Here is a 19,864-nt window from a genome sequence, read left to right on the forward strand (position 1 = left end):
TGTAGGCTATAAGTATAATCGAGGACGTATTACTTTTAAGGAAAATATGATACTCGAGTCATGACTTGTATTATTTATGAATAAATATAGTAAAAGATATTTTAAGACCTTTAAAAGCCTTATAGGAAGAGAAGCAAGGTTTCCATGAACCATATTTCGTTTTATACAAATCTTTGTGCATGATATGATCACATCAGCTGTTTTTACGTGATGAAAGCAAATTTGGAAATAATATTCATTATTTCTTGGGAAAGCGCAAGATTTGACAAAGGGAAAGTAGGATTTTGTCATTAAACATAAATTATTGTCAAAACATAAAGAAAAGTGAAGCAGGAAATACATTTTTTCGACAAATAGGCGAATGTCACCTTTTTTTCATCTGGGCGTATACTGTTTTACATACAAGAGAGGTGAACACATTGGATCAACCAATACGGATGAAAAATAATGGTCAAATAAGTATTACTTTAAACCGAAAAGCAAGAGTTGAACCGGTTACTGAACCAAAAGAGCAGACTGGTGATCATGAAATATTAAGAGAAATTGAAGAACAGTTAAATTCCTTAGTTGGTCTAAATGATGTAAAACACGTAATTAAAGAAATATATGCTTGGATTATTGTGAATAAAAAGCGGGAGGAAAAAGGATTAAAAGCTGGGAAACAGGTCCTCCATATGATGTTTAAAGGAAATCCGGGAACAGGAAAAACAACGGTTGCCCGACTGATCGGGAAACTTTTTCAAAAGGTTGGTGTTTTATCAAAGGGACATTTGATTGAATGTGAAAGAGCCGATTTAGTTGGTGAATATATCGGACATACTGCACAAAAAACTCGTGATTTGATTAAAAAAGCTATGGGCGGCATCCTCTTTATAGACGAAGCATACTCTCTAGGCCGTGGCGGTGAAAAGGATTTTGGGAAAGAGGCCATTGATACTTTGGTCAAACATATGGAAGATAAACAACATGATTTTGTACTTATATTAGCCGGTTACTCACGCGAGATGGATCATTTTCTCGCCTTAAATCCTGGTCTTGAATCACGCTTCCCGATTATCATTGAATTTCCTGATTATACGGTTGAACAGCTAATGGATATCGGAAAAATGATGATGAAAGAAAAAGAATATATATTAAGTCATGAAGCTGAAAAAAAATTACGAGAGCACTTATCATTTGTGAAATCATCGTTTATTCGAAATCGCTTTTCAAATGGACGTTATGTAAGAAATATTATTGAAAAGTCGATTCGTGCCCAAGCAATGAGATTATTAATTAATAATCAATTTGACCGGAGTGAATTAATGACGATTCGCAGCCAAGATCTTATTTTTCCGGATGAACATTGAACTGAAAAATAGATAAATCTTTTGCCCCAGCATGTTGGGGTTTTTTTTATAATGAACTAAATTTTTTTTACGAACCGAATTTGCAGTCAAATTTATTTTGTGTAAATATAGTAATGGATAAATGAGGCTCCGCAGGTTCAACTTGCGGATAAGAAAAATAATGATTGATTATAAAAGAAATTAGGTGGTTTTGTGGAAAACGCTAGAGAAAAAGTTATTGTCGTTGGCTGTCAACTCCCGGAAATGGATGATTTCCGTTTTGAAAATTCAATGGAAGAACTTGTCTCGTTGACGGATACAGCTAATGGTGAAGTGATCCTTCGTGTGACACAAAAAAGAGACAAGCCAGATTCTTCTACTTATCTGGGGAAGGGAAAGGTGGAGGAATTACGGAATCTTATTGAAGAACTTGAAGTAGATGTTGTCATTTTTAATAGTGAATTGACACCGAGCCAGTTACGAAATTTATCAAACCAATTGCAAACGAAAATCATCGACCGGACGCAATTAATTTTGGATATATTTGCGAGAAGAGCGAAGTCAAGAGAAGGGAAACTACAGGTGGAGCTCGCTCAACTGGAGTATTTATTGCCCAGATTAGTTGGACAAGGAACCGAGTTATCCCGTCTTGGTGGGGGAATTGGAACAAGAGGACCGGGTGAAACAAAACTGGAAACTGATCGAAGACATATTCGTAACCGGATTAATGAAATTAAAAATCAGCTTTCTGTTATTGTGGAACATCGGAAACGTTATCGCTCGAATAGAAAGAAAAAAAATACATACCAAATTGCCTTAATCGGGTACACGAATGCCGGGAAGTCAACTTTGTTTAACCGATTGACAGTTGCCGCATCCTACGAAGAAAATAAACTATTCGCCACCCTTGATCCACTGACACGAAAATTAGTGCTACATAGCGGATTTACTGTTTTATTAAGCGATACAGTCGGTTTTATTGAAGATTTACCAACAACACTGGTTGCAGCATTTCGTTCCACATTGGAAGAAGTTGCAGAAGCCGATCTGTTGCTTCATGTCATCGATGCTTCCAATCCGGATTACGATCAACATGAAAAAACCGTGAATAAAATATTAAAAGAGTTACATGCTGAGAAAATTCCCCAACTCGTTTTATATAATAAAATGGATCGGGTCCACAATGATTTTGTTCCAACAGCGGACGGCAAGGTGTTACAAATCAGTGCCTTAAACCTTGCTGATCGTGAGCGACTAAAGCGTAAAATTGAAGAGATGATGATAGAAGAAATGGTCCAATATGAAGTCAACTTGCCCTCGACATCCGGAAAATTATTAGCCCGGCTAAAAGAGGAAACCATTTTACGGGAGCTCAAATTTTTGGAAAGTGACGAAACCTATCAATGTAAAGGCTATATTTTTGCCCACTCCCCTCTATATGGGGAAATCAAGAAACAAAATGACGGAGATGGAGAATAACATGGAAAATGTACTAACCAACAATGCAAAACTTCAATCAATTATTAATGAGGTGGAAATGAAAATTCGACCCATACATGATCAAATTGATAAAATTGTCGAAAACAATCAATATCGTGTATTGAAAAGTTTCCAAAAAAATGAAGTCAGTGATTCACATTTTATTCCTTCAACGGGATACGGCTATGATGATATTGGTAGAGATACGTTAGAAAAAGTATATGCCGATTGTTTTGGTACCGAGGCTGCATTGGTCAGGCCACAAATTATTTCCGGTACCCACGCCATTTCTACATGCTTATTCGGAGTTCTAAGGCCGGGAGATGAACTTCTTTATATTACCGGCAATCCTTATGATACTTTGGAGGAAATCGTTGGTATACGCGGGTCAGAAAATGGAAATTTAAAAGAATTTGGCATTGGTTATCAAACCGTTCCGCTTACACAGGAGGGGAGACCTGATTTTAAAAACATTGCTGAACGTATTCATCCGAAAACAAAAATGATTGGGATTCAACGTTCAAAAGGTTATGCCGACCGACCATCATTTACTGTAAATGAAATAAAAGAAATGATTGATTTTGTTAGAGAGATTAAAAAAGATGTAGTTATTTTTGTAGATAATTGTTATGGAGAATTTGTTGAAGAATTGGAGCCAACTCATGTCGGTGCCGATTTAATGGCCGGTTCGTTAATAAAAAATCCAGGAGGCGGCATTGTAAAAACGGGAGGCTATATTGTCGGGAAAAGAGAGTGGGTAAATAAATGTGCTTTTCGATTAACGGCTCCCGGACTGGGTGGTGAAGCTGGTGCCTCCCTATATAGCTTACTTGAAATGTATCAAGGTTTTTTCCTAGCACCCCATATTGTTGGTCAAGCATTAAAAGGTGCCGTATTTACTGCAGCGATGTTGGAACGTATCGGATTGAATACAAATCCATCTTGGGATGCAAAAAGGACCGACCTCATTCAATCTGTTCAATTTAATGATAAGGATAGAATGATCGCTTTCTGTCAAGCAATTCAGTATGCTTCTCCTGTTAATTCAAAATTTACACCTTATCCAAGTTATATGCCGGGGTATGAAGATGATGTGATTATGGCCGCAGGTACCTTTATTCAAGGTGCAAGTATTGAATTATCTGCAGACGGCCCAATACGCCCTCCGTATATTGCTTATGTTCAGGGGGGATTAACTTATGAACATGTCAAAATTGCTATTTGTCTTGCCGTCAACAGGTTAATTGAAAAACAGTTAATCACCATTGAATAAACATGAAAAAACACCCCAGCCATCTTTTGATTAGAACCCAAAAAGTTCTTTCGAAATGGTCGATATGTACAAACAATGGTCGGTTTAAGTTTTTAAAAAATTAGCTCTTTGTCGGTGAACCATTTTTTATTTCTACATCCATCATTTAAGTCGTAAATAATATGTTAGATATGCTCACATGTTGTTGACATTATATTTAACATTGGATATAATGATAATAAATAATTTGTAAAGGGGGCGGAAAGGTGAGCGGAAAAGAAATTCGCAGATCCCTACCTTTATTTCCTATAGGAACTGTGATGGAACTGACGGAACTTACAGCGAGACAAATTCGGTACTACGAAGAACATCAATTGGTGGTTCCGGCACGGACAAAAGGGAACCAGCGAATGTTTTCTTTGAATGATATCGATAAGCTCTTGGAAATTAAAGACCTTTTAGATCAAGGCGTTAATATCGCAGGGATTAAACAAATCTTTGCGATGAAGGAACTGGAAAAGTTAGAAAAGCAAAACCGAAAAAAGGAAAGAGACCAAGAAATTTCGGAAAAAGAACTAAGAAAGATCTTAAGGAATGAGTTACTTACCAACAGTCGAATCAATCGTTCTGATTTACGGCAAGGGGACATGTATCGTTTCTTTCACTAGGAGCGTACAAAAAAGAACCGCATTCGTATTAATGAAGTTATCACAATCAATAGAGTTAAAGATTATTAAAGAAAATGATGGAGGAAAAAGACAATGGGAAAAAAATATAATCGCGATGATATTATTCGGATGGCAAAAGAAGAAAACGTGGCTTTCATACGTTTGCAATTCACAGACATTTTAGGAACGGTTAAAAATGTAGAAATTCCATTGAGCCAACTTGAAAAAGCACTGGATAATAAAATCATGTTCGACGGTTCATCGATTGAAGGATTTGTCCGTATTGAAGAAAGTGATATGTACTTATATCCGGACTTGGATACTTGGGTGGTCTTTCCGTGGACGGCCGGTCGTGGTAAAGTGGCTCGGATGATTTGTGATATTTACAATCCGGATGGTACACCGTTTATGGGAGATCCGCGTAACAATTTAAAACGAATTGTTGAAGAAATGAAAGAACTCGGTTTTACACAATTTAATTTAGGTCCTGAGCCTGAATTTTTCTTGTTTAAATTGGATGCTAACGGAGAACCGACAATGGAATTAAACGATCATGGCGGTTATTTTGATTTGGCACCGACTGATTTAGGTGAAAACTGTCGAAAAGACATTGTCGTTGAACTGGAAGATATGGGTTTTGAAATTGAAGCATCCCATCACGAAGTAGCACCCGGTCAACACGAAATTGATTTCAAATACGAAGATGTTGTTACTGCCTGTGATGAAATCCAAACTTTTAAGCTGGTTGTAAAAACAATTGCACGTAAACATGGTCTTCACGCAACATTTATGCCAAAACCGCTTTTTGGAATTAACGGTTCCGGAATGCACTGTAATATTTCTTTGTTTAAAGAGGGTGCCAATGCATTTTATGATCCAACAGGTGAATTGGAATTAAGTGAAACAGCCTATCAATTTATGGCTGGAGTTTTGAAACATGCGCCAAACTTTACGGCTGTTACAAATCCAACAGTTAACTCATACAAACGGTTAGTACCGGGATATGAAGCACCGGTTTATGTTGCATGGTCGGCACGCAACCGTAGTCCATTGGTTCGGGTTCCTGCTTCAAGAGGGATGAGTACCCGTATTGAATTGCGTAGCGTAGACCCGTCTGCTAATCCGTATTTAGCTATGGCGGTTATATTGAAAGCTGGATTAGATGGTATCAAGAACAAACTAACACCTCCAAGTCCGGTAGATCGAAATATTTACGTCATGACAAAAGAAGAACGTGAGGCAGAAGGAATTAATGATCTTCCCGGAACATTGCAATCAGCTTTAGAGAAATTGCAAGAAGATGAAATCATTATGTCAGCATTAGGAGAACATATTTTAACAAACTTTATCGAAGCGAAAGAAATTGAGTGGGATATGTTCCGTACGCAAGTGACACCTTGGGAGAGAGAACAATATTTGAAATTATATTAATTTTTAAGGGTGCATCCTTTTTGGGAGGCACCCTTTCATATAGTATAAGAAAGTATAAAAATACAAGCAATTAACTTGGGATTAGTTTTATTGTCTAGCTACGAGCGCCAGCGACTGAGAAACTAACTCCCCTTTAATGTGCTCCTGCGCCATAGCCTATTCGAGGAAGCGGATGTTCAGCTCGTCGCAAAGCTTCATGAAGTATATCAAGGAAGATTACTCATGAAGTTCACTCTAGGAGTAGCTTCACTACGATAAGTCAACTATCGGCTCGTCCCTCGCCGTGTTTCCTTTTCCTTAGAAAAAGCTACTCGCTTTTTCTTCGTGCGATGCTTATTCAAGGAAGATTATTCAAAGTCCTCGAAAAAGCTAATCGCTTTTTCTTCGTGCGATGCCTATTCGAGGAAGCAAATCTGTTCTCATTGCGGGGCGCTCCAGTTTGTACGTCGCTAAGCGGGCGCTCTGCGCTTTTCTTATGATTATAAAAGTTTAATATATTTGTCGATAGACGCCGATTACTTTTCCAAGTATCGAAACATTCGGAACAATAATTGGGTCCATTGTTGCGTTTTCCGGTTGTAGCCGGATATAGTTTTTCTCTTTATAAAAACGTTTTACAGTTGCTTCATTTTCCTCAGTTAAAGCGACAACGATATCACCGTTTTCTGCGGTACTTTGTTGTCGGACAATTACATAGTCTCCATCTAAAATACCTGCCTCAATCATACTTTCTCCCATAATTTCCAACATGAAAACAGGATCTCCACTAGGAGCAATTTTTTCCGGCAGAGGAAAATAGTCTTCAATATTTTCAATAGCGGTAATAGGCATTCCGGCAGTTACTTTACCGACAATTGGCACTTTCCGCACAGGAACATCAGGTTCATTCAACCCTTTATTGTCGAGAATTTCTATCGCTCTCGGTTTAGTAGGGTCGCGGCGGATTAGTCCTTTGCTCTCAAGTCTGGCTAAATGGCCGTGTACCGTTGAACTGGAGGATAGACCAACCGCTTCACCAATTTCACGAACCGATGGTGGATACCCCTTTTCTCGTACTTCTTTTTTAATAAAATCTAAAATTTCCTGTTGACGTTTGGATAATTTAGTCATATTCAACACCCCTTAGCATATTTTTCTATAGTATATCATAACTGACATCATTTTGACAAACATAAGTTCGAAATTTTTCTTGACTCAAATATACGTTCGTTTTATAATAGGGTTACGAACTAATATTCGTTAACGGGGTGATCGAATGTTATTGCAAAAATTGTGGAAAAATTATTCTTATGTGATTCTATTATTACTCATTTCATTTATTTGTGGACTCATTTATGTACATATATTATCATCCTCAAGCGATGAAACGGAAAAAATAGAGGATCATAAAGATTTAGAACAATATACAGTTGAAATGACAAGTATGAATGAATAATATATACTATAATACAAACAATGTTTTAGAAGGTGTTGTTTTGAAAGCGATCATCTATTGTCGGGTAAGTACGGAAAAAGAGTCACAAGAAACATCATTGGCCAGACAGGAAGAAGAACTTAAAGCTCTTTCAGAAAGGTATCAATTTCAAGTCGTTGATACAATTTGTGAGCAAGCAAGCGGGTATGATTTTGACAGACCTGGCATCCTTGAAATATTGGAGAAAATTAAAGAACACCAAATCCAAGCACTTTTAATTCAAGATGAAACGAGACTTGCCAGAGGGAATGCAAAAATCGCCCTTCTTCACGTATTGTTTAAACTGGGAGTAAAAATTTATACAATCTCTCATCAAGGTGAATTACAAATTTCCGAAGCGGATTCAATGGTATTAAAAATTATAAGTCTTGTGGAAGAATACCAAAGAAAGTTACATAACAGTAAAATCAAGCGCGGGATGGAACGTGCTGTTCGGGCCGGATACAGACCGGAGCAGAATTTATCAAATCGTGGTGAAAATGCCGGCCGTGATAGAAAAGAAGTTCCATTGGAAGAAATTATTCGATTACGAAACATGGGACTGACTTTTTCAGATATAGCCGCAACGTTAAGGGGATTCGGATATTCAGTATCCAAGGCAACCGTACATAGACGTTTTCAAGAATATTGTCAAGAAATGCAAGTCAATAACAAAGATAACCATGTTAATTATAAATAAAGGAGTTTTCATATGCTTTCAAAAGAAAAACTGGCCAGAATTAATGAATTGGCAGCAAAGAAGAAAAGGGAAGGGTTGACAGTGGAAGAAGCAAAAGAACAGTCAAAATTGAGAAGTGAATATTTGCAATCCTTCCGAAATTCATTTAAAAAAACAATTGAAAATGTAACAGTCATTGATCCGAATGGAAATGATGTTACACCTGAAAAATTGAAGCAACTTAAGAAACGAAAAAGATACCATTAATCATTTAAAAATGAGTGTTTGACCAAAGACTACAAGAATTCGACAAATATAGAAGAAATTTTTCTCAATAAAGCGACATTTTTTTTGTCTCCCGCCTATTAAAATATATATAAAAGATTTGTCCAATTATACGAAAAAGGGGCGGGAGATTATGAGAAAATACGATATGTATATCATTAAGGAATTATTTGCAAATTTTTACTATGGTAGAGAGTATTTCTTTTATCATTTATTTAAGGAATATGAAACAGCAAATATTAAAACGAAAAAGATCCTTTCAAAACAAATTGACTATATTTCTTCGTCGATACCGGCAATCCAAATTTATAAACAACTAATCGAACAATTACAAGGAAGAAAAGATTTCATTATGAATAATGGGATGTTTCTCGTAGAAAACAGTCGAGGTTCAGTTAATTTTAAAATATATCCAAAAAAATGTGTTATGCAATCGACCGGGACAATGGATATCGATATGATATTTATGGAAGCGTTAAGAAAGACTGAATTCAATTTTCTAGTTGTTGATTTGGATAATGAACGTTTTGGTTGGATTAAACCGATGAAGGATCATCATTATTTGGAAACTCTATCCTCCCGGTGAATAGTTTCTAGTGATTTTGTTAATTAAGTATTGAAATTTTCACCAAAACATGGGAAAATTTAAAGGTTCTGTATTGTAAAATGAAAGTACGTTTAGTAAACTGAATAGTAGACAACAAGAAGGAGGATTTGCAATGGTTTGGTGGGGATATTTACTAATTTTTGTTGCCCTCTTAGCAGGAATTGCCATCGGATTTTTCCTTGCACGCCGTTATATGATGGACTATTTGAAGAAAAATCCACCAATCAATGAACAAATGATTCGCGTGATGATGATGCAAATGGGAATGAAGCCGAGTCAGAAAAAAATTAATCAAATGATGAATGCCATTAATAAACAACAACCGAAGTAATTTTTTACTGCTCTTTTAAAAAGAGTTTTCAAATATATGGATTCTATAATAATCGAAGTCAAACATTGATTTTGTCCATATACGAATATGATCGTTTTTATCGGAACAGATCCGATATGAACGATCTTTTTTGTACATAGAGATGTATAAATTTTGTAAGGATCTTATATCATCAAAATATGGAGGGGAGCTATGAAAGTCTTTTTCGAATTAGCATGGTTTTTTAAAAAAGAAAAGAAGTCGTATATGATTGGCATCATATTGTTATTATTTGTTGCGTTGTTGCAACTAATTCCGCCCAAAATTATCGGTTTTGTGGCTGATGATATTGGCAGCAACCGTTTGACATGGGGGAAAATGGGTATATGGGTTTTTGCCCTTATTATAACATCATTACTTATGTACATATTACGCTATTATTGGAGGATTTATATTTTTGGTAGTTCTGTGAAATTAGCACGGATTTTAAGAAGTCAACTTTATGAACACTTTACAAAGATGCCCTCCTCTTTTTATCAACGGAAACGTATCGGTGACTTAATGGCACATGCCACCAATGATATACAGGCAATCCAGCAAACAGCCGGCAGCGGAGTTCTAACTGCTGTTGACTCTTTAGCAACAGGCGGATTTGTCATTATTACCATGGCGGCAACAATCAGTTGGCAATTGACATTAATCAGCTTACTTCCACTACCGCTAATTGCTTTATTAACTAATTGGTATGGGACCAAACTTCATGCACGGTTTGAAAAAGCTCAAGAAGCCTTTTCTTTATTAAATGGCAAAACCCAAGAAAGTATTTCCGGTATGAAGGTCATCAAAACATTCGGCCAAGAAAAGGAAGATATTGAAGCATTTAAGAAACAATCCACCGATGTTGTAGAAAAAAACATCGCTGTTGCAAAAATTGATGCCTTATACGACCCAACGATTTCTGCCTGTGTCGGCATTTCTTTTTTCTTGTCCATCGGGTTCGGAGCATACTATGTTGTTAAAGGAAGCATTACAATTGGTGAATTAATTTCTTTTAATACATATTTAGGTTTGTTAATTTGGCCGATGCTCGCATTCGGTTGGTTTTTCAATATTGTTGAACGAGGGCGTGCTTCATACGACCGCGTAAAACGATTATTAGAAGAAAAGATGGAGATTGCCGATTCAGATGTGAGCATAAGTCTTATCCCAACCGGTGATATTGACTATCATGTGCATTCATTCTGCTATCCGGGGAAAACAGACCCGGTATTACGTGAAATAGCATTTACTCTCCAACAAGGGAAAACACTTGGAATTGCCGGGAAGACCGGTAGTGGGAAAACAACATTGATTAAATTGTTGATTCGTGAATTTGAGGGATATGAAGGTGAAGTATTGATTGGGGGACTTCCAATTCAAAAATATAAACTTGATGAATTCCGTAAAGCATTCGGTTATGTTCCGCAAGACCACTTTCTCTTTTCAACAACCGTCCGGGAAAATATCGCCTTTGCAAAGGTAAATGCGAGTGATGAAGATATCATTTCTGCTGCAAAGATTGCCAATATTCATGAAGATATTATTGAATTTGCACAGGGGTACGAAACGGTTGTCGGTGAACGGGGAGTAAGTTTGTCCGGTGGTCAAAAACAACGAATTGCGATTGCCCGGGCACTACTTTTGAATCCGGAAATATTAATTTTAGATGATTCCTTGTCAGCCGTCGATGCAAAAACGGAAGAATCCATCCTGCAAGCATTAAAACAAAACCGTTCCGGGAAAACCACAATCATCACGTCGCATCGACTCAGTGCCATTCAACATGCCGATTTAATTCTTGTATTGGATGAAGGAAAAGTTATTCAAAGTGGTACTCATGAAAATTTAGTAAGTGAACAAGGCTGGTACAGAGAAATGTATCTTCATCAGCAACTGGAATCGCTTGTGGAAGATGGAGGATGAGACATGGAGCCATTATCGAAAAATGTGCATTTGGATGCTAAGCAACAACGACAAGTTTTGTACCGTCTGTTACGTTATACAAAGCCGCACGGTAAATCATTACTATTTGCCTTTTTACTATTAGTTCTGACAACGGTTGGTGAAGTTATTGGTCCAATTTTTATAAAAATCTTTATAGATGATTATGTAACACCGAGAAATTTCGAATCGAAACCTATTATTATATTAGCTATAACTTATATCGTTATTCAGATGTTCAATTCTCTTATTATGTATTTACAATCAGTAAAATTTCAAGAGATTGCTTTAAAAATCATTCAACAGTTACGTATTGATGTATTCAGTAAGGTAGAAATGCTTGGAATGAAGTTTTTTGATCAAACCCCCGGGGGAACGATTGTATCAAGAGTAACCAATGATACTGAAGCAATAAAAGACATGTTTGTTAGTGTATTGGCAATTTTTCTTCAAAGCTTTTTTATGATTATCGGTATTTTCATCGCTATGTTTGTTCTCGATATTAAACTTGCAGCACTATGTCTTTTCCTTTTACCTGTTTTATTCTATATTATCCATTTATATCGAAAATTAAGTTCGAAATTTTATAGTGAGTTACGGGAATTACTTGGGCAACTGAATGCCAAATTAAATGAATCATTACAGGGAATGGGAATTATTCAAATATTCCGCCAAGAGGAACGGATGTGTAAAGAGTTTGCAGCTATTAATGATGCTCACTACCGTTCAGGCATGCGAAAAATCAAGATTGATGGACTATTATTACGCCCGGCAGTAGATTTAGTGTATATATTAGGCCTTATTATGATATTAAGCTTTTTTGGGATTACCTCCATGAAAACATCTGTGGAGCTTGGGGTATTATTTGCCTTTACCACCTATTTAAGTCGACTTTTTGAACCGGTTAATAACTTTATGGAGCAATTAAGTTTTTATCAACAAGCGATCGTTTCCGCTTCACGGGTTTTTCATCTTTTGGATGAAAAAGAGTTGGCTCCTCAACAAACAGAAGTGGAAGGTTTGGAAATTGCATCAGGGAAAATTGAATTTCGCCATGTTTCGTTTACTTATGACGGCAAGCAAGATATATTGAAAGATATTACATTTACAGTGAATCCCGGTGAAACAATTGCATTTGTTGGTCATACCGGTAGTGGAAAAAGTTCGATTATAAATCTATTTATGCGGTTTTATGAGTTTGACCGTGGAGAGATATTCATTGATGGAATTTCAATCAAAACCTATCCGATAGAAGAATTACGAAGAAAAATCGGGTTAGTTTTACAAGACCCGTACTTGTTTTATGGTACAGTCAAAGAGAATATCAGATTGTATAATCAAGAAATAACCGACAAAGAAATCGTTGAGGCTGCCAAATTTGTTCAAGCACATGACTTCATAAAAGATTTACCGGAACAATATCTTTATCCAGTCAATGAAAGAGGGTCAACTCTTTCAGGCGGACAAAGACAGTTGATCGCATTTGCCCGGACAATTGCGATGAATCCGAAAATCCTCATTCTCGATGAGGCAACTGCGAATATTGATACGGAAACGGAAGAATTAATCCAATCATCTCTGGAAAAAATGCGGAAAGGCAGGACGACGATTGCCATTGCTCATCGACTGTCGACGATTCAAGAAGCGGATCTTATTTGTGTCCTTCATAAAGGAAAAATTGTCGAACGTGGCAACCATCAACAATTACTGGCACAAAAAGGGTTGTACTATAAAATGTATTTGCTGCAAAATGGGTTATCGGAAAAAATGGAAGAGGCGGTACACGAAGGAAGCAGTCGTAGCAATCAATCCTTTGGAATATAAATGAATGCGTGGACAATAATGCTTTATATTTTATTTGGATTTGATAAAATGAAGATAGTATATGGGAGAATTTTCAACGGGTAAAGAGAAATCGATTTATCGGGGGGATATTGTTGCCGGATTTAAATGTATTTTTAGCTTTCGGAGCCGGGATTTTAAGTTTTATTTCACCTTGTTGTCTGCCTCTATATCCCGCCTTTCTTTCTTATATTACCGGGATGAGTGTCGCGGAATTAAAAGAAGAAAATATATTATTGCAAAAAAGAAGTTTCTTGCATACTACTTTTTTCCTTATCGGGTTTTCCATTGTTTTTCTAGTTTTAGGCTTGAGCACCACTTTTGTATATAGTTTATTTGTAAAGCATATGGATCTTATTCGTCAAATTGGGGCAATCTTTATCATTTTTTTTGGTTTGATAACGGTTGGCTTGTTAAAACCTGAATTCTTAATGACAGAAAGGCGCTTCGAATTTAAAAATAGACCGAGCGGATATCTTGGATCGTTATTGATTGGTCTGGCTTTTGCTGCCGGTTGGACACCTTGTATGGGACCAATATTAGGAGCCGTTATTGGATTGAGTGCCACGAATCCATCTGAAGGTTTTATTTATATGATATCTTATGTACTCGGCTTTATTGTTCCGTTTATTATTATGACCTTTTTTATCGGAAAAATCAGTTGGATTCGAAAGCATAACGTAATGATCCTGAAAGTCGGCGGTTCTTTAATGGTCCTTGTTGGCTTCATGTTATTTTTTGATTGGATGAATATATTCATTAGCTGGCTAACGGTTCTTTTTGGTGGTTTTCAAGGGTTTTAAATTTGTTGATGAGGAGGATTTGTCAAGTGGGAAAGGTTTTAATCGTTGATGATGCAAAATTTTTACGAATGACAATTGCTAGAGCCATTACAAAAGCCGGACATGAAGTAATCGGTGAAGCGCAAACGGGCGAAGAAGCTGTGCAATTATATAAGAATTTGAAGCCTGATCTTGTTTTTATGGATATTACTATGCCGGATATGGATGGTATCGAGGCGGTAAAACATATAAAAAAGGATTTTCCTTATGCGAAGATTATTATGTGCTCGGCAATGGGCCAACATAAAATGGTGTTAGAAGCAATTGAAGCCGGAGCAAGAGATTTTATTGTTAAACCGTTTGAAGAATCCCGTATTATTGAAGCAATTGATAAACATATTTCCTAAAGTGGAAAAAATTGAAACTCAGGGTATTTCTCGTTATAAAGAGAAACGATATGACCGTTCATACAAGATGATAAAAAGCCCCGCAAAAGGAAAGAGGGGGCTTTCTCTATGTATAAAATGAATTTTATTGGAATAACTGTTCGTAACCTTCTGTACGAATATTTAATTGTTCCAGTTTTTTTCTTAGAAATTTATGATCTCTTTTCGGTGTGGCGATAATATAACCCCGAATAATTAAATCCAAAGTCATTTTTTTTGCATGTTCTTTTAAAGCAAGTTCACCGATCTTTCCTTGAATTTTATGTCTTGCTACATCACGGAATAATTCAGGGACCGGTGAAACGAGTTCATTCAAAAGGGCTAGTTGCTCTTCCGTCCATAAATGTTTCGTATTTTCTACATAATAAATTTCCCAATCCATGTCTGATTTTCCATCTTCTTTTGGCAATTTTTTTAGAAATTTTCTAAACATAAAAAATCCACCAATTCCAAAAAGAACGGGAAGCGCGAAAATCCACATTAAAATAAACCAAAGAAACCAGCCGTCCAGCATATTTACCCCCCTCGTTTGAAAAGATAAAGCGTTAGGATGAATAAAAATCAAAATTATTCTTTGCGGGTAGTAAGACTCCCACCTCAAGATTCTGGTCAACGAGGAAGATCGGAGGGAGAAAGGCATGCCGCATGTCTACTTTCTTACATGAAGTAAATATAAATTTTAAGCGTTTCACTTTGTATTATAACAATGCATGAAGCCGGTTTTCAATTAAAATGATTCTTAGGGGTTTTCAATAGAGGACAATCATTTTAAAATAAATTATAATTGTTACTTTCAAGTAGCCTTATCTGTTTGGAAAAATAAAAAATAAAGGTGTCGATGACTCGTGAATCGAATTGGAATTGATGCAGGCGGCAGTCTTGTAAAAATGGTTTTTGAAGAAAAGGGTGTGCTTCACTATCGGAAATATGCAATAACAGAAATAGACAGTTTTATTCAATGGTTGAATATGACCGTTCCCACTGCAAAGTTGGTCGTGACAGGAGGGAAATCGTATTTAGTTAAAGAAAAAACTTCACATCCTGTTACCATTGTCAATGAATTTGAAGCAATGGCAGAAGGGGCCCGTTATCTTTTAGAACAAGAATTTCATTTATTACATAAAGAATTCATATTAATCAGCATCGGAACAGGGACATCCATTTATCATGTAACCCCCTCCAATTTTGAAAGGGTTATAGGTACAGGGATTGGGGGAGGAACATTCATTGGACTTGGTACATTGTTGGCAGGTACCAGTAATTTTACAGAATTAGTTGAACGAGCTGGATCCGGCGACCGGAAAAAAATAGATCTTCTTGTTCGTGATATATACGGATCAAATGAAACGCCTCTTATCGGGGATTTAACGGCTGCTAATTTTGGCAAAGCACATCTTTCCCAGGATGCAACGAAAGATGACCAATTAGCAAGTACGATTCAATTAATTGCAGAGACGATTATATTATTGGCGAATCAAGTTGCTCAAATAAAAGATGTGAGTAAACTTGTTTTTGTTGGTAGTACTTTGAGTGGGAACCATATGTTAAGAAAAGTGCTGGGTGAATTTTCCCAATCCCTCGGTCGCGAAGCTTTATTTCCTACAAACGGCGCATTTGCCGGTGCCATTGGAGCTTATTTACTTTAGAATTAAGCCAACTCCATATATTTGCAAATAGGCATTCACCTATTTCATTTAGAATCATATTTATGAATGAAGAGGATGTTTAAGGCGTCCGGGAAAAAGTCTTCCTATTTTTTTACCGCTCTTTACGTTAAAAATAAGACTCTGAATTTAGAAAATGTGTTTCCTCGAAGTTTTGAACATGAACGTAAAGAGATCATGTAATTGTACGGATAAATTTTGGGAATCTTATTGTTTAGGAGTTGGTACTTTGAAAGAATTAAATTATTATGCCGGCGGGAATACAGCAAAGGGGTTTGTTCATTTCTTTGAATCTAATTTCCAAGATTTGGATAGATTATTCATTTTAAAAGGCGGACCGGGTACAGGAAAATCATCAATAATTAAATCAATTGGCCGTGAATGGCGAGATAAAGGGTATGCGGTTGAATGGATTCATTGTTCCTCAGATGTGGATTCTTTAGATGCCGTTATCATACCACATTTAAAAGCCGGTATTGTCGACGGAACGAAACCGCATATTATAGAACCTAAATATCCCGGTGTTATTGAAGAATATGTTAATTTAGGCATTGCTTGGAATCGTAACCAACTTTTACAGCATAAAGAGGAGATTCTTTCATTAAGCAATCGTGTCAATACAGGTTTTCAAATCGCATACTGTTCTTTTCGTGAAGGTCTTGCCAATCATGATGAATTAGAGAAAATTTATATCAGAAATATTGACTTTGACCGGGCAGCCCAACTTACAAATAAATGGATTGAGAAACTGTTACCTGAAAAATCAAAGACAGGAAATGGCCTAGTCAAACACCGCTTTTTAGGGGCGACCACACCTGTGGGACCGGTTAATTTTGTAGAAAATTTAACAGAGGATGTGGAAAATCGATATTTTATTAAAGGCCGGGCAGGTAGCGGTAAGTCGACTATGTTGAAACAGATTGCTCATGCAGCCGAAAAGCAAGGATTTCATGTGGAAGTGTACCATTGCGGATTTGATCCAAATAGTTTAGATATGGTAATTGTTCGCGAATGTCAATTTGCTATTTTTGATAGTACTGCACCACATGAATATTTTCCGACAAGGGAAAAGGACGAGATCATTGACTTGTATGAGGAAACAATCCAATCAGGAACAGATGAAAAATATGCTGAAGAAATTTCTTTTTGGACAAAAAAATATAAAGATAAGATGGATGAAGGTATTCACCATTTGGCTGAGACAAAAAAACTTCGCGATAAGTTAGAATCTTTTTATGTAAAAGCAATGGATTTTGAAACAGTAGACGGTATTCGTAATCAAATTAATGAAGAATTGAAAAAACTACGTTGAACCTCGGACGCATGGAGACAGCTCATCCCCCACCTATCCAGAATCTTGGGGTGGGGATCTTGACTCACCGTTAAGTTGGGATAAAATTATTGTTGAAAGACGTCTTACCTTTCTCCTATACATATATCATCTCGTTTCATTGTTATTTCAGTTGTTTAAGAGGTATAATAAGGTCAACCCTGAAAGAAGGAGAGAGTAGAGTGGAAAAATCAGCAACAAAGGAATTGCTGTCTTGGATAAAATCTTTTTTTATTGCATTTATTATCGTTATATTAGTTCAGAAATTCCTTTTTTCACCAACTACAGTATATGGTGAATCGATGGAACCGACGTTTTCTGATAATGATCGAATCATAATTGGTAAAAATACTTCCATTGAGCGATTCGATATCATCGTATTTGATGCACCAAAATCCAAAGATTATTATATAAAACGGGTAATCGGATTACCGGGTGATAAAGTTGAGATGAAAAATGATGAGTTATATATTAATGGAAAAAAATATAATGAACCTTATTTAGATAAAATAAAAAAGAGTCATAAGTATAGAAAAATAACCGAAGATTTCACGCTGGAAGAATTAACGGGTGAAACGATTGTCCCTAAAGATTCCTTGTTCGTTTTGGGAGATAACCGTTTAGTCAGTTATGATAGTCGTCAATTCGGATTTATATCTTTTGATTCCGTTATTGGTGAAGTTAAGTTTCAATTTTTTCCGTTTAATGAAATAGGGATACGGAAATAATGCGTAACACATGTAAGCAAGGATGGAGCTGAATGACTCCGATTCCTTGCTTTTTTGTTTAATCGTTTGTACCGAAAGTTTTCTGTATAATTTCTTTATTGCTTGCCGTTATATATAGGGTTTGGCTTGGAAACGCAATTTCAATTCCTTCTTCAGTTAAAATTTCAATAATCTTTAAATTGATTTCCTGTTTAACTTCTAAATATTCCGACCAAACCGTTGTTTTCGTAAAGAAATAGAAAAACAGTTCTAAACTGCTTTCGGATAATTTATCAAAAGTGACCAGAATCGTTTCCGGATGAATCCCTTCGTGTGCTTGTATCATCTCACGTAAACGGAAAATGGCTTGTTCTACTTTGTCAATCGGTGTATTGTAACTGATGCCAATTCGAAAATCAATTTTTCTTTTTCCCATCTTGCTATAGTTGATAATATTGGTCGCGGCAAGAGACGAATTTGGTACGGTAACCAGCGCTTGGTCAAAGGTTCGAATTAATGTACTTCGAAAGCTAATGTCTTCAACTGTGCCTTCTACACTGGTAGCATTAATCCAATCACCTATCGAGAAAGGTTTTTCAAAAATAATGACTAGTCCGCCAATGAAATTTTTAATCATATCCTGCGCAGCAAGGGAGATGGCTAACCCGCCGATTCCCAGACCGGCAACTAATCCGCTGATATTATAGTTAAACTCTTGTAAAATGACACTAATGCTAATCAATACGATAATCGCACGAAGTAATTTTGATAAAAAAGGAATTAAAATTTGATCAATTTCAAGATCATAACGACTGTTTAATTTTTGAAAGATGACCGATGAAGTAGAAGAAAGATTATAAAACCCCCATGTAATTAATAAAATGATGGTTGAACGGTAAATCTTTAAAAATAACGCATTATTTGGGTTGAAATATGGAATGAACTGAGCGGCCAGATAAATACCGATAACGACAAAAAACCAACGAATCGGTTTCTCAAAGGAAAGCCACACGTTCGTAAAAAATTCTGTCGGTGTCTTTTTTGATATTTTAAGGATGAATTTAAATACATATTTACTGAACAAATTACGGAACAACAAAAATAATAAAAAGATACAAATGGCTTTTAGGGTATCTGTTAAGGTTTTGTATTCGAGAAAAAAATCCCAACTCATAAAAAAACTCCTTTACTATTGAAAAAGTATTACATTGAATCTGACTATTCATATGTTTATAGTGTAACATGAATCTGGTTGTTCATCTATTTTTTTATTTATAAGAAAATAGCCTTGTCCGTTTCCTTTCACCTGCATATTTTAATTATGTAAGTGAAAGGTGGTGAAGCTTAATGGGATACACTGAGGGTGGAGCTGGATACGGCTCTGGTTTCTTCTTAATTGTTGTTTTGTTTATCCTATTGATTATTGTAGGAGCTTCTTATGTAGGTTACTAATGGAAGAAGGAAGGCTGCTAGCATTATAGCAGCTTTCCTTTTTCAATGAAAGACAATTTTTCTTAATACTTATTAATTGGAATACCCACGCTTTCGTAACTGTAATTAATTTATTGTTTTGTGATCTATATGTCACGAGTCGCCTAAAGGATTGATCGGACATTCCAGT

Annotated in this window: 21 protein-coding genes; 18 read left to right on the top strand and 3 right to left on the bottom strand. The window is 36.2% G+C overall.

What is annotated here, in order from left to right:
- The first annotated feature begins 419 nt into the window (after nucleotides 1-419).
- The 5 genes from spoVK to glnA all read left to right on the top strand — a co-directional run bounded on the left by spoVK (nucleotide 420) and on the right by glnA (nucleotide 6,158).
- On the top strand, nucleotides 420-1,349 hold the full coding sequence (spoVK, locus tag BT1A1_RS08280) for a stage V sporulation protein K (RefSeq protein ID WP_034769978.1): 930 nt from the start codon (nucleotides 420-422) through the stop codon (nucleotides 1,347-1,349).
- A 192-nt stretch (nucleotides 1,350-1,541) separates the two neighbouring features.
- Entirely contained in the window at nucleotides 1,542-2,807 is a 1,266-nt protein-coding gene (gene hflX, locus BT1A1_RS08285) for a GTPase HflX (RefSeq protein WP_034769980.1), read from the top strand.
- 1 nt (nucleotide 2,808) lies between these two features.
- Nucleotides 2,809-4,080 (top strand): methionine gamma-lyase family protein, encoded by a 1,272-nt coding sequence (locus BT1A1_RS08290; RefSeq protein WP_034769982.1) that lies wholly within the window; start codon nucleotides 2,809-2,811, stop codon nucleotides 4,078-4,080.
- A 245-nt stretch (nucleotides 4,081-4,325) separates the two neighbouring features.
- Nucleotides 4,326-4,727 carry a MerR family transcriptional regulator gene (locus BT1A1_RS08295; RefSeq protein ID WP_034769983.1) on the top strand — a complete coding sequence of 134 codons (402 nt, stop codon included), beginning with the start codon at nucleotides 4,326-4,328 and terminating at the stop codon, nucleotides 4,725-4,727.
- A 93-nt stretch (nucleotides 4,728-4,820) separates the two neighbouring features.
- Nucleotides 4,821-6,158: a type I glutamate--ammonia ligase gene (glnA, locus tag BT1A1_RS08300; protein ID WP_034769984.1), complete on the top strand. Its 1,338-nt coding sequence runs from the start codon at nucleotides 4,821-4,823 to the stop codon at nucleotides 6,156-6,158.
- Nucleotides 6,159-6,647: 489 nt separating this feature from the next.
- Here the strand turns inward: glnA and lexA are convergent, their stop codons facing one another.
- Nucleotides 6,648-7,268, bottom strand: coding sequence for a transcriptional repressor LexA (lexA, locus tag BT1A1_RS08305; protein WP_034769985.1), 621 nt, complete (start codon nucleotides 7,266-7,268; stop codon nucleotides 6,648-6,650).
- Between the two features lie 145 nt (nucleotides 7,269-7,413).
- Here lexA and BT1A1_RS08310 point away from each other — a divergent pair, with 145 nt between their 5' ends.
- From BT1A1_RS08310 to BT1A1_RS08350, 9 genes are all read left to right on the top strand, one after another.
- Nucleotides 7,414-7,593, top strand: coding sequence for a hypothetical protein (locus BT1A1_RS08310; protein ID WP_034769986.1), 180 nt, complete (start codon nucleotides 7,414-7,416; stop codon nucleotides 7,591-7,593).
- Between the two features lie 40 nt (nucleotides 7,594-7,633).
- The gene (locus BT1A1_RS08315; RefSeq protein ID WP_034769987.1) at nucleotides 7,634-8,311 is read left to right on the top strand and encodes a YneB family resolvase-like protein; all 678 of its coding nucleotides are present in this window, start codon (nucleotides 7,634-7,636) and stop codon (nucleotides 8,309-8,311) included.
- A gap of 12 nt (nucleotides 8,312-8,323) precedes the next feature.
- The gene (locus BT1A1_RS08320; RefSeq protein WP_034769989.1) at nucleotides 8,324-8,557 is read left to right on the top strand and encodes a DUF896 domain-containing protein; all 234 of its coding nucleotides are present in this window, start codon (nucleotides 8,324-8,326) and stop codon (nucleotides 8,555-8,557) included.
- A gap of 151 nt (nucleotides 8,558-8,708) precedes the next feature.
- Nucleotides 8,709-9,161 (top strand): sporulation inhibitor of replication protein SirA, encoded by a 453-nt coding sequence (gene sirA / locus BT1A1_RS08325; protein ID WP_034769991.1) that lies wholly within the window; start codon nucleotides 8,709-8,711, stop codon nucleotides 9,159-9,161.
- 133 nt (nucleotides 9,162-9,294) lie between these two features.
- The gene (locus tag BT1A1_RS08330) at nucleotides 9,295-9,513 is read left to right on the top strand and encodes a YneF family protein (protein WP_034769993.1); all 219 of its coding nucleotides are present in this window, start codon (nucleotides 9,295-9,297) and stop codon (nucleotides 9,511-9,513) included.
- 192 nt (nucleotides 9,514-9,705) lie between these two features.
- Nucleotides 9,706-11,454 carry an ABC transporter transmembrane domain-containing protein gene (locus BT1A1_RS08335; RefSeq protein WP_034769994.1) on the top strand — a complete coding sequence of 583 codons (1,749 nt, stop codon included), beginning with the start codon at nucleotides 9,706-9,708 and terminating at the stop codon, nucleotides 11,452-11,454.
- 3 nt (nucleotides 11,455-11,457) lie between these two features.
- A complete protein-coding gene (locus tag BT1A1_RS08340) occupies nucleotides 11,458-13,296 on the top strand; it encodes an ABC transporter ATP-binding protein (RefSeq protein ID WP_043988129.1) in 1,839 nt (612 codons plus the stop codon).
- A gap of 113 nt (nucleotides 13,297-13,409) precedes the next feature.
- On the top strand, nucleotides 13,410-14,117 hold the full coding sequence (locus tag BT1A1_RS08345) for a cytochrome c biogenesis CcdA family protein (protein ID WP_034769995.1): 708 nt from the start codon (nucleotides 13,410-13,412) through the stop codon (nucleotides 14,115-14,117).
- Between the two features lie 26 nt (nucleotides 14,118-14,143).
- Nucleotides 14,144-14,503: a response regulator gene (locus BT1A1_RS08350; RefSeq protein ID WP_034769996.1), complete on the top strand. Its 360-nt coding sequence runs from the start codon at nucleotides 14,144-14,146 to the stop codon at nucleotides 14,501-14,503.
- A gap of 124 nt (nucleotides 14,504-14,627) precedes the next feature.
- On the opposite strand, the gene BT1A1_RS08355 is transcribed toward BT1A1_RS08350, so the two are convergent.
- On the bottom strand, nucleotides 14,628-15,056 hold the full coding sequence (locus BT1A1_RS08355; RefSeq protein ID WP_034769997.1) for a DUF2621 family protein: 429 nt from the start codon (nucleotides 15,054-15,056) through the stop codon (nucleotides 14,628-14,630).
- Nucleotides 15,057-15,387: 331 nt separating this feature from the next.
- On the opposite strand from BT1A1_RS08355, the gene coaW reads away from it, so the two are divergent.
- From coaW to lepB, 3 genes are all read left to right on the top strand, one after another.
- Nucleotides 15,388-16,188 (top strand): type II pantothenate kinase, encoded by an 801-nt coding sequence (gene coaW / locus BT1A1_RS08360; protein WP_034769998.1) that lies wholly within the window; start codon nucleotides 15,388-15,390, stop codon nucleotides 16,186-16,188.
- Between the two features lie 247 nt (nucleotides 16,189-16,435).
- Nucleotides 16,436-17,518, top strand: coding sequence for a PRK06851 family protein (locus tag BT1A1_RS08365; RefSeq protein WP_034770000.1), 1,083 nt, complete (start codon nucleotides 16,436-16,438; stop codon nucleotides 17,516-17,518).
- Nucleotides 17,519-17,718: 200 nt separating this feature from the next.
- Nucleotides 17,719-18,264: a signal peptidase I gene (gene lepB / locus BT1A1_RS08370; protein WP_034770002.1), complete on the top strand. Its 546-nt coding sequence runs from the start codon at nucleotides 17,719-17,721 to the stop codon at nucleotides 18,262-18,264.
- Nucleotides 18,265-18,322: 58 nt separating this feature from the next.
- Here lepB and BT1A1_RS08375 read toward each other — a convergent pair whose 3' ends face one another.
- A complete protein-coding gene (locus BT1A1_RS08375; protein WP_034770003.1) occupies nucleotides 18,323-19,417 on the bottom strand; it encodes a mechanosensitive ion channel family protein in 1,095 nt (364 codons plus the stop codon).
- A 173-nt stretch (nucleotides 19,418-19,590) separates the two neighbouring features.
- Here BT1A1_RS08375 and BT1A1_RS17885 point away from each other — a divergent pair, with 173 nt between their 5' ends.
- Nucleotides 19,591-19,695: a YjcZ family sporulation protein gene (locus BT1A1_RS17885; protein ID WP_072012673.1), complete on the top strand. Its 105-nt coding sequence runs from the start codon at nucleotides 19,591-19,593 to the stop codon at nucleotides 19,693-19,695.
- Nucleotides 19,696-19,864 lie beyond the last annotated feature (169 nt).

It is taken from the genome of Caldibacillus thermoamylovorans (assembly GCF_000751775.1).
Taxonomy (GTDB): Bacteria; Bacillota; Bacilli; order Bacillales; family Caldibacillaceae; genus Caldifermentibacillus; species Caldifermentibacillus hisashii.